Origin of the sequence: Bariatricus sp. HCP28S3_A4, from assembly GCF_052066395.1 — a bacterium.
Lineage (GTDB): Bacteria > Bacillota > Clostridia > Lachnospirales > Lachnospiraceae > Allocoprococcus.
The window spans coordinates 13200-26878 of the sequence record NZ_JBQHSE010000018.1 but is presented as its reverse complement, the minus strand read 5'-3'; the positions used below and the strand labels follow the sequence as shown (position 1 = coordinate 26878).

12 protein-coding genes are annotated in these 13679 nt (G+C 46.6%); all 12 read left to right on the top strand.

The window, feature by feature from the left end:
- Nucleotides 1-12 precede the first annotated feature (12 nt).
- The 12 genes from glgA to ACTNBF_RS10070 all read left to right on the top strand — a co-directional run bounded on the left by glgA (nucleotide 13) and on the right by ACTNBF_RS10070 (nucleotide 13556).
- Nucleotides 13-1449 (top strand): glycogen synthase GlgA, encoded by a 1437-nt coding sequence (gene glgA, locus ACTNBF_RS10125; RefSeq protein WP_427807955.1) that lies wholly within the window; start codon nucleotides 13-15, stop codon nucleotides 1447-1449.
- An 80-nt stretch (nucleotides 1450-1529) separates the two neighbouring features.
- The gene (gene metF, locus ACTNBF_RS10120) at nucleotides 1530-2396 is read left to right on the top strand and encodes a methylenetetrahydrofolate reductase [NAD(P)H] (RefSeq protein WP_441017705.1); all 867 of its coding nucleotides are present in this window, start codon (nucleotides 1530-1532) and stop codon (nucleotides 2394-2396) included.
- A gap of 8 nt (nucleotides 2397-2404) precedes the next feature.
- The gene (locus ACTNBF_RS10115) at nucleotides 2405-3052 is read left to right on the top strand and encodes a vitamin B12 dependent-methionine synthase activation domain-containing protein (RefSeq protein WP_427807951.1); all 648 of its coding nucleotides are present in this window, start codon (nucleotides 2405-2407) and stop codon (nucleotides 3050-3052) included.
- A 24-nt stretch (nucleotides 3053-3076) separates the two neighbouring features.
- A complete protein-coding gene (locus ACTNBF_RS10110) occupies nucleotides 3077-5551 on the top strand; it encodes a homocysteine S-methyltransferase family protein (RefSeq protein ID WP_441089198.1) in 2475 nt (824 codons plus the stop codon).
- 110 nt (nucleotides 5552-5661) lie between these two features.
- Nucleotides 5662-5796, top strand: a complete 135-nt coding sequence (locus ACTNBF_RS10105; RefSeq protein WP_427807947.1) for a hypothetical protein — start codon at nucleotides 5662-5664, stop codon at nucleotides 5794-5796.
- Between the two features lie 446 nt (nucleotides 5797-6242).
- Nucleotides 6243-8882 (top strand): alanine--tRNA ligase, encoded by a 2640-nt coding sequence (gene alaS, locus ACTNBF_RS10100; protein ID WP_441089197.1) that lies wholly within the window; start codon nucleotides 6243-6245, stop codon nucleotides 8880-8882.
- Between the two features lie 142 nt (nucleotides 8883-9024).
- Nucleotides 9025-9201, top strand: a complete 177-nt coding sequence (rpsU, locus tag ACTNBF_RS10095) for a 30S ribosomal protein S21 (RefSeq protein ID WP_004054229.1) — start codon at nucleotides 9025-9027, stop codon at nucleotides 9199-9201.
- A gap of 89 nt (nucleotides 9202-9290) precedes the next feature.
- A complete protein-coding gene (locus tag ACTNBF_RS10090; protein ID WP_427807943.1) occupies nucleotides 9291-9887 on the top strand; it encodes a putative ABC transporter permease in 597 nt (198 codons plus the stop codon).
- Between the two features lie 256 nt (nucleotides 9888-10143).
- Nucleotides 10144-11361, top strand: coding sequence for an aspartate aminotransferase family protein (locus ACTNBF_RS10085; protein ID WP_427807941.1), 1218 nt, complete (start codon nucleotides 10144-10146; stop codon nucleotides 11359-11361).
- A gap of 231 nt (nucleotides 11362-11592) precedes the next feature.
- Nucleotides 11593-11880: a hypothetical protein gene (locus ACTNBF_RS10080; RefSeq protein WP_427820665.1), complete on the top strand. Its 288-nt coding sequence runs from the start codon at nucleotides 11593-11595 to the stop codon at nucleotides 11878-11880.
- A gap of 65 nt (nucleotides 11881-11945) precedes the next feature.
- Entirely contained in the window at nucleotides 11946-13175 is a 1230-nt protein-coding gene (locus ACTNBF_RS10075) for a D-alanyl-D-alanine carboxypeptidase family protein (RefSeq protein ID WP_427820666.1), read from the top strand.
- A 93-nt stretch (nucleotides 13176-13268) separates the two neighbouring features.
- A complete protein-coding gene (locus ACTNBF_RS10070) occupies nucleotides 13269-13556 on the top strand; it encodes a hypothetical protein (RefSeq protein WP_441089196.1) in 288 nt (95 codons plus the stop codon).
- Nucleotides 13557-13679: the final 123 nt, after the last annotated feature.

Below are 13679 nucleotides of genomic sequence, written 5' to 3'. Positions count from 1 at the left end.
GGAGGGCGCAGGATGAAAAAGATATTGTTTGTAGCATCGGAAGCGGTGCCATTTATTAAAACGGGAGGCCTTGCAGATGTTGTCGGCTCACTTCCGAAATATTTTGACAAAAAGAAATACGACGTGCGTGTGATGATTCCAAAGTATGTATGTATGAAGGAAGAATGGAAGAATCAGCTTGTTTATAAGACTCATTTTTATATGGATCTGAATTGGCGGCAGCAGTATGTGGGAATTCTGGAACTGCAGTACGAAGGTGTTACATTCTATTTTATTGATAACGAATATTATTTTAACGGACCGAAGCCGTATGGAGATATTGCCTATGATATTGAGAAGTTCGCATTTTTCTCCAAAGCAGCGCTTTGCGCACTCCCGCTCCTGGATTTCCGCCCCGATATTATTCACTGCCACGATTGGCAGACAGGACTTGTCCCGGTATTTCTTGACAACTTCCGTTACGGAAATGAGTATTTCAGAGGAATCAAGACTGTATTTACCATCCATAATCTGAAGTTCCAGGGCGTGTGGGATAAGAAAACGGTTCGTGATATCACCGGACTTCCGGATTACTATTTCACACCGGATAAACTGGAGGCATACCGGGATGCCAACTTCCTCAAAGGCGGTATCGTGTATTCAGACCGCGTGACAACGGTAAGCAATACCTACGCAGAAGAAATAAAGACACCATTTTACGGAGAAAAGCTGAACGGACTTATGAATGCCCGTTCCAATTGTCTCTCCGGAATTGTAAATGGAATTGACTACAATGAGTTCAATCCGGAGACAGACCCGAACATTGTGAAAAATTATTCTATTGAGACATTCCGCAAGGAAAAAGTGAAGAATAAGACCGCACTTCAGGAAGAGCTTGGCCTGGAAAAAGATCCTCATAAGATGCTGATCGGTATTGTATCCCGACTGACAGACCAGAAGGGATTTGACCTGGTCAACTATGTAATGGATGAACTTTGTCAGGATGAGGTGGAGATCGTCATTCTTGGTACCGGAGAAGAACGCTATGAGAACAGCTTTCGTTATTTCGCATGGAAATATCCGGAGAAAGTCAGTGCCAATATCTATTATTCCGAGCCGATGTCACACAAAGTGTATGCATCCTGTGATGCATTCCTGATGCCGTCACTTTTTGAACCTTGCGGACTGAGTCAGCTTATGAGCCTTCGTTACGGAACCGTACCGATCGTTCGTGAGACCGGTGGACTGAAAGATACGGTTGAGCCGTACAACGAGTTCGAGAAGACGGGAACCGGATTCAGTTTTATGAACTTTAATGCGCATGAGATGCTTGGAACGATCCGTTATGCAGAACGTATTTATTATGATAGAAAACGTGACTGGAACAAGATCGTGGAACGAGGCATGCAGAAAGACTTCTCATGGAGCAATTCAGCAAGATTATATGAAGATCTCTATGAAGGAATGTAATATTTGGTAAAATTATCCCTAGTAAGAGAGTCGGTATTGAGATATAATGGAAGATAAGTATGTTAGAATAGGAGATAAGAATGAAAATCAAAGAAAGACTACAGGAAAATAAAGTACATATTTCATTTGAAGTATTTCCGCCGAAGACAGATGCAGGCTTTGAATCCGTTATGGGAGCGGTGGAGAAAATCGCTGCTCTGAAGCCCTCTTATATCAGTGTTACCTATGGTGCCGGCGGCGGAACGAGCAAGAATACAGTGAAGATCGCTTCACACATTAAGAAAGATCTGGGTGTGCCGAGTCTCGCACATCTGACTTGCGCGTCTTCCACAAGGGAAGAAGTTCATGCAGTGATCGACCGGCTGAAAGAAGAGGGAATTGAAAATATTCTTGCACTTAGGGGAGATATTCCGAAAGACGCCAGTTTCCCGATTCCGGGACAGTATCACTATGCATCCGAACTGATCCGGGACATCAAAGAACAGGGAGATTTCTGTATTGGCGCAGCCTGCTATCCGGAAGGACATGTAGAATCTGCAAGCAAGAATGAAGACATTCTCCATTTGAAAGAAAAAGTGGACTGCGGTGTGGATTTTCTTACGACACAGATGTTTTTCGATAACAGTATTCTTTATAATTTCCTTTATCGCATCCGCGAAAAAGGGATCACGGTTCCGGTGCTTCCCGGAATCATGCCGGTTACCAACGGTAAGCAGATCGCAAGGATTTGTTCGCTCTCCGGAACTGTGCTTCCGCAGAGATTTCTCGCGGTAGTGGATAAATTCGGAGATAATCCGGCGGCAATGCAGCAGGCCGGAATCGCGTATGCGACAGACCAGATCATCGATCTGATTGCAAACGGAATACAGAATATCCATATTTATTCTATGAATAAGCCGGAGGTTGCAGCGGCAATCATGGCAAATCTTTCAGAAATTATGAAATAGGTGTAACTATGACAGACTTAAGGACGAAAGAAGCGATTCGTTACCTTGGTTATGGAAAACACGCGGTAGATGAGGGAACGCTTGGGCTGATTTCAGACTCTTTCAGGGATCTGGAAGCATGTGCGGCAGCGAAATCCATCTACCGCATTTTTGAATGTGAACATACAGGGGAGAACGAATTACAAATAGGAAAAATGAATATTACAAGCAGGAGTCTCGGAAGGAACCTGAAGGGATGCGGCAGTGTGGTTCTGCTTGGAGCTACACTGGGGACCGGCGTGGATCTGATGATGAAGCGGTTCTCCCTCACAGATATGGCCAAGACGGTGGTACTTCAGGCCTGCGCCGCAGCGTATCTGGAGGAATATCTGGATCAGCTCCAGGAGAAGATCGGTGAAGAGCTAAGACAACAGGAAAAATGGCTCAGACCACGATTCAGTCCCGGGTACGGGGATTTTGACATTCATCATCAGAAGGACATTCTGCAAATGCTGGATACGGCCAAAACGATCGGCCTTACGATGACGGACAGCTATATGCTTACACCGGTCAAATCTGTGACTGCACTGATCGGGATCAGCGATTCCGATGAGAAATGTCATATCAAAGGCTGTGAATCCTGTGGGAAGACAGACTGCATTTACAGAAGAAACTAGAAGAAGTTAGAAGGAGCAATGGACATGAGTATACGAGAAAGACTGGGCAGAGAACTGCTCTTTTTTGACGGAGGAATGGGGACGCTTCTCCAGGAACGGGGACTGGAACCGGGAGAGCTCCCTGAAGTATGGAATCTGAAGCACCCGGAAGAGGTCGAGGAGATCCACCGGAGATATTTTGAAGCAGGCAGCGACATCGTCCTGACCAATACGTTCGGGGCAAATGCCTGCAAATTCCATGATGACAACTGGTCACTGGAGGAAGTTATCTGTGCTGCCGTGAAAAATGCAAAGCGGGCACAGGAGCAGGGAGTGCTGGATGGAAGAGAAACCTATGTGGCACTCGATATGGGACCCACCGGTAAGTTGTTAAAGCCCATGGGCGATCTGGATTTTGAGGATGCGTACCGCGCATTTGCAGAAGCTGCCACCCTCGGAGAAAAGAACGGTGCAGATCTCATCCATATAGAAACCATGAGTGACACCTACGAGGTGAAAGCTGCGGTACTTGCCGCGAAAGAAAACACCTCCCTTCCGGTATTTGCCACGATGATCTTCGATGAGCGGGGAAAACTTCTGACCGGCGGAGATGTCCCGTCCGTTGTGGCGATGCTTGAAGGACTGGGAGTCGATGCCATCGGAATGAACTGCGGCCTCGGACCGGACCAGATGCTTCCACTTCTGAAAGAGATGCGACGCTACACCTCTCTTCCGGTCATCGTAAAGCCAAATGCGGGACTTCCGAAGCAGAAGAACGGGGAGACATATTATGATGTAGAGCCGGAACGTTTTGCCGCCACGATGAAGAAAATCGTAGAAGAGGGTGCCTGCGTCATCGGAGGCTGCTGCGGAACCACACCCGATCATATCCGAAGAATGGTGGAAGCCTGCAAGGACCATCCAATCCTTCCGGTGGAAGAGAAGGAGGATACCATCGTTTCCTCCTATGGGAAAGCAGTGATTTTAGGGGATATGCCGCTTATTATCGGTGAGCGCATCAATCCGACCGGCAAAAAAAGGTTTAAAGAAGCATTGAAAGCGCACGATATGGATTACATCCTCAAAGAGGGAATCACACAGCAGGAGAAGGGTGCGCACATTCTGGATGTCAATGTGGGACTGCCGGATATCGATGAAGTGCAGATGATGAAGGATGTAGTGACCCAGCTTCAGAGCGTGACCAGCCTTCCGCTGCAAATCGACACGGTAGACGCAAAGGCCATGGAAGCCGCCATGCGGATCTACAACGGCAAACCTATGCTTAACTCCGTTAGCGGCAAACAGGAATCCATGAACGCCGTCTTCCCGCTGGTGAAAAAATACGGTGGTGTCGTAGTCGGGCTGACCTTAGACGAACAGGGAATACCTTCCGATGCAGACGGAAGAGTGAAGATCGCCGGAAAAATCATCGAAGAAGCCGCAAAATACGGAATCAGGAAGAAAGATATTGTTATCGATGTGCTAACCATGACCATCAGCTCCGAGAAGGACGGTGCAAAAGTCACCCTGGAAGCCCTCAGAAAAGTGCGAGAGATCTACGGAGTGCGCACCGTACTCGGCGTATCCAACATTTCCTTCGGACTTCCCAAAAGACCGGTGATCAACAGCCATTTCTACACCATGGCGATGCAGAACGGACTGACGGCAGGCATCATCAATCCTTCCTCCGAAGAAATGATGAAATCTTACGACGCATTCCTCGCACTGATGGGATACGATGAAAACTGTACCTCCTATATCACCAAATATGCTGCACAGGCAGCGGCGGAAAAAGCTGCGGCACAGGTGGCAGGCGGAAACGGAACACCCCGGATAGCGGGCGGAAACGGCCCCTCCCAGCCGGTGGGCACAGATACCGGGAACACACTGACATTAAAATACGCAATCGAAAAAGGCCTGAAGGAAGAAGCCCATCATCTCACCCGGGAACTCGTGAAAACACGGGATGCGATGGAGATCATCCAGCAGGAACTGATCCCCGCACTCAACGTCGTTGGAGACGGCTTTGAAAAAGGAACCGTGTTCCTTCCCCAGCTCCTCATGAGTGCCGACGCCGCAAAAATCGCCTTTGCCGTTATCAAAGACGTACTCGCCGAATCCGGAGCTGGCGAAGAAAAAAAAGAAAAAATCATCCTTGCAACCGTCAAAGGCGACATTCACGATATCGGCAAAAACATCGTCAAAGTCCTTCTCGAAAACTACGGCTTCGAAGTCCTGGACCTCGGCAAAGATGTACCGCCGGAACTTATCGTAGAAAAAGCAATTGAAGAAGAAGTGACACTCGTAGGCCTAAGCGCACTCATGACCACCACCGTAGTCAGCATGGAAGAAACCATCCGCCAGCTCCGCGAGAAAAAGCCCGACTGCCGCGTCATGGTAGGAGGCGCCGTCCTCAACCAGGAATACGCCGACATGATCGGCGCCGACTTCTACGGCAAAGACGCCATGCAGTCCGTACACTACGCCCAGTCCCTCTTCGGAACAGAAAACAAAGTTTAGAAAAAATTCATAAAATCAAGCCACAAAAACCACAAATTATGTGAAAATTGATTTGAAAAGAACCCATTCATATGTTATGATAAAACTAGTTTAGCAAGGGAGGCACGAGTATGGCATTTTTCTCAACACTAATCAGCACACTTATTAAAATGGCTATCATAGCAGTCTTCGCATTCCTCGGAATCCTGACCGGAAAAAAACTGCGCGACCGCAAAAACGCCAAAACCGCAGCTGAAGAAAAATAATGAAGACAGATAAAAAGATTCTCCGGATCATAAATCCGGAGAATCTTTTTATTTGTCTGACTTCCCCCGCTCAATCGGTCCCATCTATGGGACCCAATTGAGCCCCACCCAGGAAAACCACAACTTCCCCCAGAAAATGCACATCTTCCCCCAGAAAATGCACATCTTCCCCCATGGAAATGCACAGCCCCCGCCTGACAGGTATGGTTCCCGGACCGTCAAAAACGCCGGCACTTGATGGCAGCAGCCGCATGCGCGGCGCCCTGGCATCATAGTACCGCTGCGTTTTTGCCCGAGCGAAAGCGAGTCCGGGAACCATACCTGCCAGGCGGGGGCGTCCCCATTTTCCAACGCGAAACAGTTGACAAACCTCCCCACAATCTTTATAATTAAACTTTAGCAAATTGCGTGCAGAATTTTGCACGATACAGTATAGGAGGAAAAAGATGAAAGCGTACGGAGTAAACGAATTAAGACGTATGTTCCTTGAGTTTTTTGAGAGTAAGGACCATTTGAAGATGAAGAGTTTTTCGCTGGTACCGCACAACGACAACAGCCTTTTGCTGATCAACTCCGGTATGGCACCGTTAAAGCCGTATTTTACCGGACAGGAGATCCCGCCGAGACGTCGTGTGACGACCTGCCAGAAGTGTATTCGTACCGGTGATATTGAAAATGTTGGAAAGACAGCACGTCACGGTACATTTTTTGAAATGCTCGGTAACTTCTCTTTTGGAGATTACTTTAAGAGAGAAGCAATCCACTGGTCATGGGAGTTCTTGACAGAAGTTGTGGGACTGGACCCGAACAGATTATATCCGTCTGTATATCTGGATGACGATGAAGCATTTGAGATCTGGAATAAAGAAATCGGAATCGCTCCGGAGCGGATTTTCCGTTTTGGAAAAGAAGACAATTTCTGGGAGCATGGTTCAGGCCCGTGCGGTCCATGTTCTGAGATCTATTATGACCGCGGTGAGAAATACGGCTGCGGCAAACCGGGATGTACCGTAGGATGTGAATGTGACCGATACATGGAGATCTGGAACAACGTATTTACCCAGTTTGACAATGACGGACATAACAATTATACAGAACTGGAACAGAAGAACATTGATACCGGTATGGGACTTGAGAGACTTGCATGTATCGTACAGGATGTAGATTCCATGTTCGATATTGATACACTGAAGGCACTTCGCGATCAGGTATGCGAACTTGCAGGTGTGTCTTACGGTGAAGATTATAATACAGACGTATCCCTTCGCGTGATCACCGACCATATTCGTTCCGTATCGTTCATGATTTCCGATGGAATCATGCCTTCCAATGAAGGACGCGGCTATGTGCTGAGAAGACTTCTCCGCCGTGCCTGCCGTCACGGAAGACTTTTGAACATCGAGGGCGGTTTTCTGACCAAGCTTGCAGAGACTGTAATCGAAGGTTCCAAGGACGGCTATCCGGAGCTGGAAGAGAAGAAAGACTTTATCATGAATGTGATTCGCAAAGAAGAAGAGCAGTTCGACAGGACGATCGATCAGGGCCTTGTCATTCTCAATGAGATGAAAGAGAAGATGGTGGTAGAAGGCGTAAAGACTCTGTCCGGCGAGGATGCATTCAAATTATATGATACCTACGGATTCCCGCTTGATCTGACAAAAGAGATCCTGGAAGAAGAGAAAATGGATGTGGATGAAGAAGGCTTCAAGGCTGCCATGGAAGTACAGCGTCAGACTGCAAGAAAAGCACGTAAAGTGACAAACTATATGGGCGCAGACGTGACCGTTTACGAATCCATCGATCCTTCCGTGACATCCGAATTTGTCGGATATGATAACCTGACCTATGAATCAAAGATCACCGTTCTTACAACCGACGAAGAGGTTGTGGATGCACTGTCAGATGGAGAAAGAGGAACCATTTTTGTAGAGAAGACTCCGTTCTACGCAACCAGCGGCGGACAGGAAGCTGACCACGGCGTGATCAGCTGCGGAGATGGAGAATTCATCGTAGAAGATGTTGTAAAACTGCTCGGCGGCAAGATCGGTCATATCGGACGCATGACCCGCGGAATGATGAAAGCAGGAGATACGGTAACACTTACCGTAGATGCCGAGAGACGTTCTCTCTGCGCAAGAAACCACAGTGCGACTCATCTGCTTCAGAAAGCACTCCGCACGGTTCTCGGAACTCATGTTGAACAGGCAGGTTCCAGCGTAAATGACGAAAGACTGCGTTTTGACTTCTCGCATTTCTCTGCAATGACACCGGAAGAATTGCAGAGGACCGAAGATATGGTCAACGACAGCATTTCCAGATCCCTTCAGGTTATCGCGAAGAATATGCCGATCGAAGAAGCAAGAAAGACCGGAGCACAGGCACTTTTCGGTGAAAAATACGGTGATATTGTACGAGTTGTCAATATGAGTGATTACTCCATCGAATTCTGTGGAGGAACCCACGTTGCAAATACAGGAGAAATCGGAGCATTTAAGATCATATCCGAGAGCGGTGTGGCAGCCGGCGTGCGCCGTATCGAAGCGTTGACTTCCAAAGGACTTATGAAATATTACGCGGCTCTGGAAGAAAAGATGCACGAAGCTGCGAAGCTTCTGAAGGCGACCCCGGATAATCTCACTGAGAAGATCACGCATCTGCAGGCTGAGAACAAAGAACTTCACAGCGAAGTCGAGAGCCTGAAGAGCAAACTGGCAAAGGACGCTATGGGCGATGTGATGAGCCAGGTAGAAGAAGTGAACGGAGTGAAGGTTCTTGCTGTCAGCGTAGAAGATATGGATATGAACGGACTTCGCGATCTCGGCGACCAGCTCAAAGAGAAGCTTGGAGAAGGTGTGGTCGTGATTGCATCTGCTGCAGGCGGCAAAGTCAGCCTGATGGCAACCGCAACCGACGGAGCAATGAAGAAAGGCGCTCATGCCGGAAATCTGATCAAGGCAATCGCATCCTGCGTTGGCGGTGGCGGCGGCGGACGCCCGAACATGGCACAGGCAGGCGGAAAGAATCCGGCAGGCATTCCGGATGCACTTGCAAAAGTGAAAGAGGTTTTAGCAGGACAGATTCAATAAATTATGCATAATTTGGCATATTTTTAAAGAAAATTCTTGACTGTATTAAAAAATATGCTATAATCATGTGTAGTGCAATAAAATACCCGAACAGTCGTATAATGCACAATACAAGGCTGGAGGGGAGGTTAGGTGTGAGACTATGTCAAATGTAATCGTAAAAGAAAACGAGACGTTAGACAGCGCTTTACGCAGATTCAAAAGAAACTGCGCAAAGGCAGGAATTCAGCAGGAGATTCGTAAGAGAGAACATTACGAAAAACCAAGCGTAAGACGTAAAAAGAAATCCGAAGCTGCTAGAAAACGTAAATATAATTAATATGTGCAGAATAATGAGGTGTTTGAATATCAACACCTCATTTTTTTAGCGGGCAGGAGGTCGAAGGGCCAAGTGCCGGAGGAATGGATATGTGGTGGAATAGAGTGATTTTTGGAGTTGGAAGTTATGAATTAGTCATGTGGTTCCTGACTTACGGAATGCTGGGATGGCTCGTCGAATCGATCTATATGTCCTTTTGTAATAAAAAGCTGACGAACAGGGGATTCGGAAGAGGTCCGTTCTGTCCAATCTATGGTGTGGGGGCGCTGACTGTATTTTTTCTCCTCAGGCCATACAGCGAGAATCGTGTCCTGTTGTTTTTCATGGGATCCTTTTTCGCAACCATTCTGGAATATCTGACCGCACTTCTGATGCAGAAGGTGTTCGGAGAAGTCTGGTGGGATTATAATGAAAAACCTTTCAACTATAAAGGGATAATCTGTCTCGAGAGTTCGATCGCCTGGGGGTTCTATACCTTGTTTCTCTTCATGTTCCTGCAGAACACAGTGGAGGGAATCGTGGCATTGATCCCGCTTTATGTAGGACGGGTGGCAGGTTCGGTACTGATCACCGTATTCGGTATGGATTTTCTTTCATCCTTCTACAATGTAAAAAAGGATGATATGCCGGAATGTGTTACCGGACCGATCGAAAGAATAAAAGAGAATATCCGTAATTTTATTTAGAAAATTTATCTGAAATATCTATAATTTTTTTGTAAAAATTTTGTGTTGACAAATTTTAGACTGAGGTATATACTCATAATCGTTAAATGACAAAGGCGTCATGTACAGGATGTACATGGCGCTTTTTTTTATCTTGAAAGAAGATAAGACTCCCACCTTCATAGGTGGCGAGTTGCGCAAGTTACTCTTGGTGGGAGTCAAATCTACTTCATTTTGATATTTCTTACAACAATAAAGAAAATGGGAGGAATTTCTTATGAAACTCAAAGACACAGGATTAACAGCAGAAGAATTGAAAGCCATTGTAAACAAATACATGGTAGAAACCTATGCACGTTACGATTTCATCGCAGAGAGAGCAGAGGGAATGTATCTGTATGATGAAAAAGGCGTTGCATATCTTGACTTCTATGGCGGTGTTGCTGTAAACAGTGCCGGAAACAGAAATCCGAAAGTAGTTGCGGCAATCAAGGATCAGGTTGATGATATTATGCATACCTTCAACTACCCATATACCGTACCGCAGGCACTCCTTGCAAAAAAAATCTGTGACACGATCGGGATGGATAAGATTTTCTTCCAGAACTCAGGAACAGAAGCTAATGAATGCATGATCAAAATGGCAAGAAAATACGGTGTTGAAAAATACGGCCCGGAACATTACCATATCGTAACAGCTGTCAACGGTTTCCATGGCAGAACCTACGGAGCACTTTCAGCAACAGGTCAGCCGGACAATGCATGCCAGCTTGGATTCAAACCGATGCTTCCTGGATTCTCTTATGCAAAATACAATGATCTGGAAGATTTCAAATCAAAAGTAACAGAAAATACGATCGCGATCATGATCGAGCCGGTACAGGGCGAAGGCGGTGTACATCCGGCAACACAGGAATTCATCGAAGGACTTCGCAAGCTCTGCGATGAGAGAGGAATGCTTCTCCTTCTTGATGAAGTACAGACCGGATGGGGACGTACAGGTTCTCCGATGGCATTCATGGGATACGGAGTAAAACCGGACTGTGTAACTATGGCGAAAGCAATGGGCGGCGGAATGCCGATCGGAGCTTGCTGTGCAAGTGAAGAGGTTGCGAAAGTATTTACATCAGGAACACATGGTTCTACATACGGTGGACATCCTCTTGCATGTGCTGCATCTCTTGCATCTATCACAGAGATTCTGGACAACGACCTGAGCGGAAACGCAAAAGTAATGGGAGAATACTTCAAAGAAAAACTTGCAACACTTCCACATGTAAAAGAAGCAAGAGGAAAAGGACTCCTGGTAGGCTGCGAATACGATATGCCGATTGCATTGGATGTGAAATGGGCATGCTTCCGCAGAAAACTTCTGATCACGGCGATCGGAAACAATGTAAACCGTATGATTCCGCCACTTACACTTACCAAAGATCACATTGATCAGGCTATCGAGATCATGAGAGATGCGATCCTTGAAGTGACAGGAGAATAGAAGACGGCGTGAAACAATCATAAATATTGCAAATAAAGGCATTGCATGCGAACATCACAAAGCATGGCAATGCCTTTTTTTGTTCCATGCATTTGAGAAAATGGTCCATTGGATTATTGTGAGTTGTCATGTATATAATAAAATGAGCTTGCTATTTTTGTGATTTGGCAGTATATTTCTTTCAAATGGTTCCGTATATAAGGCGGTTATTTACAATGGAGGGATAAATCAATGTTGAAACGGATGCAGCTTTTTCCGCTGAATTTTTATAAAAAGGCAAAGTTTAACGGAAGTATGGGAAAGATGAATTTCCGACTGGGAAAAGAAGAAAAAGAATCTGAGGATGGCGAGAAGGAGACGATCCTTCTGGGTACGGTCTGGGAAGGACCGTACAATTACGACAACACTCCGGAGGAAAAAAAAGAGACGAAAGAATTTGCCTTTGCAGAAGAAGGAATCTGCGAAGCGCTGGACTGGTTTAATGAAAAAGGAAAAGAATATAACGGAAACATAGGATAGAAGGTTCTATTTTAATGCGGCATGGCATTTATTAGTAACAGACGAATTGGTGAAGGAGCTGTTTTATGCGTAGATTTTTGGCTGTATTTCTGGGAATCGTACTGTGCCTGCAGACGAGTTATAGGATGCCATGCTTGGTCAGCCTGGCGAATGAAGAAACGCAAACAACCGGCAATATCCAGGATGATTCCGGGGAAAAAGAAAAAAATACAGAAGAACTTGGTATTTCCGCAGAGTCAGGAATAATTATGGAAGCTTCCTCCGGGAAAGTTCTCTATGAGAAGGAGGCCGACAAAGAACTTCCGCCTGCGAGCGTGACCAAGATCATGACACTTCTGCTCATTTTTGATGCTCTCGCAAGTGGACAGATCCATCTGGAGGATGAGGTGACGACTTCCGAGTATGCGGCATCCATGGGCGGATCCCAGGTGTTTCTGGAACCGGGAGAAAAGCAGAGCGTGGAAACTATGATCAAATGCATTTCTGTGGCAAGTGCGAACGACGCCTGTGTGGCAATGTCCGAATTGATCTGTGGCAGTGAGCAGGCCTTTGTACAGAAGATGAACGAACGTGCTAAGGGGCTTGGAATGGAACATACTCATTTCGTAAACTGCAACGGACTGGATACGGACGGACACCTCACGACCGCAAGAGATATCGCACTGATGTCGCGGGAACTGATCACAAAGTATTCAGAGATTCATAAGTATTCGATGATCTGGATGGAAAATATCACCCACACGACTGCTAAAGGAACCAGCGAATTCGGTCTCACCAACACCAATAAATTGATTCGCCAGTACGAATACGCGACAGGACTGAAGACCGGCTCCACCAGTAAGGCAAAGTTCTGCCTTTCGGCAACGGCTGAAAAAGACGGGATTGAAATGATCGCTGTTGTCATGGCTGAGCCGGATTCCAAAACCCGTGTCAAGGATGCGATTTCTATGCTGAACTACGGTTTTGGAAAATGCAGCCGCTTCGTCGATGAAAATGTGCTTGAGGAGCCGATTTTTGCGGAAGTGACCAGGGGAATCGAAAAACAGGTTGAAGGCGAAGCCGAGAATTCCTTTCAGTATGTGGATGTAACAGGTGCAGATCTGAATGCCATAACGAAAGAAATAACGGTGGAAGAACTCGATGCACCGGTGAAAAAGGGCGATACCATCGGGCGGGTAAGCTACAAGCTGAACGGAGAAAAGATTGGTGAAGTTGCCATTTATGCAAAAGAAGATGTCGGAGCGATGACATTTTTTTCGGCATTGCTGGACGTATTGGAAGAAATGACAGTTTAAGGAGATGCAACGGAAATTCAGGAAAATGCTTTCGAAGGAGTTACGGCTACAGCTTTCTATCCCGGCGGGAATGAGACCTGGACAAGCGATGTGATGCAGAACTACGGCGGCACCATCACCTGGAAACCTTTCTGCAAAGAGCATGCGTGGGGTGAATGGACTGTTACCACCGAGCCTACCTGTACCGAAAAGGGTGAGGAAACCAGAACCTGCACTGTTTGCAAGGTTACCGAAACCCGCGAGGTAGATGCTCTGAATCATAAGTGGGACGATGGCGTTATCACCACAGAACCGACAGAAGATGCCGAGGGAGAAAAGACCTACACCTGTAAAATCTGCGGTGACACAAAAACCGAGTCCGTTCCGCGCTGGTGGAAGTAGCATCACGCCAAGCTGTTATCCGAAATAGAAAAGCCCCGGTCAAAGCGAAGTTTACCCTCGCTCTGGCCGGGGTTCTATTGTGACGGACCATACGATCCTCGGTTAGAAGAATTTATAAATCAG

Bases quoted from the DNA above. Each gene is read 5' to 3' on its own strand.
- glgA (WP_427807955.1), top strand. From the start codon at position 13: ATGAAAAAGATATTGTTTGTAGCATCGGAAGCGGTGCCATTTATTAAA.
- metF (WP_441017705.1), top strand. From the start codon at position 1,530: ATGAAAATCAAAGAAAGACTACAGGAAAATAAAGTACATATTTCATTT.
- ACTNBF_RS10115 (WP_427807951.1), top strand. From the start codon at position 2,405: ATGACAGACTTAAGGACGAAAGAAGCGATTCGTTACCTTGGTTATGGA.
- ACTNBF_RS10110 (WP_441089198.1), top strand. From the start codon at position 3,077: ATGAGTATACGAGAAAGACTGGGCAGAGAACTGCTCTTTTTTGACGGA.
- ACTNBF_RS10105 (WP_427807947.1), top strand. From the start codon at position 5,662: ATGGCATTTTTCTCAACACTAATCAGCACACTTATTAAAATGGCTATC.
- alaS (WP_441089197.1), top strand. From the start codon at position 6,243: ATGAAAGCGTACGGAGTAAACGAATTAAGACGTATGTTCCTTGAGTTT.
- rpsU (WP_004054229.1), top strand. From the start codon at position 9,025: ATGTCAAATGTAATCGTAAAAGAAAACGAGACGTTAGACAGCGCTTTA.
- ACTNBF_RS10090 (WP_427807943.1), top strand. From the start codon at position 9,291: ATGTGGTGGAATAGAGTGATTTTTGGAGTTGGAAGTTATGAATTAGTC.
- ACTNBF_RS10085 (WP_427807941.1), top strand. From the start codon at position 10,144: ATGAAACTCAAAGACACAGGATTAACAGCAGAAGAATTGAAAGCCATT.
- ACTNBF_RS10080 (WP_427820665.1), top strand. From the start codon at position 11,593: ATGTTGAAACGGATGCAGCTTTTTCCGCTGAATTTTTATAAAAAGGCA.
- ACTNBF_RS10075 (WP_427820666.1), top strand. From the start codon at position 11,946: ATGCGTAGATTTTTGGCTGTATTTCTGGGAATCGTACTGTGCCTGCAG.
- ACTNBF_RS10070 (WP_441089196.1), top strand. From the start codon at position 13,269: ATGCAGAACTACGGCGGCACCATCACCTGGAAACCTTTCTGCAAAGAG.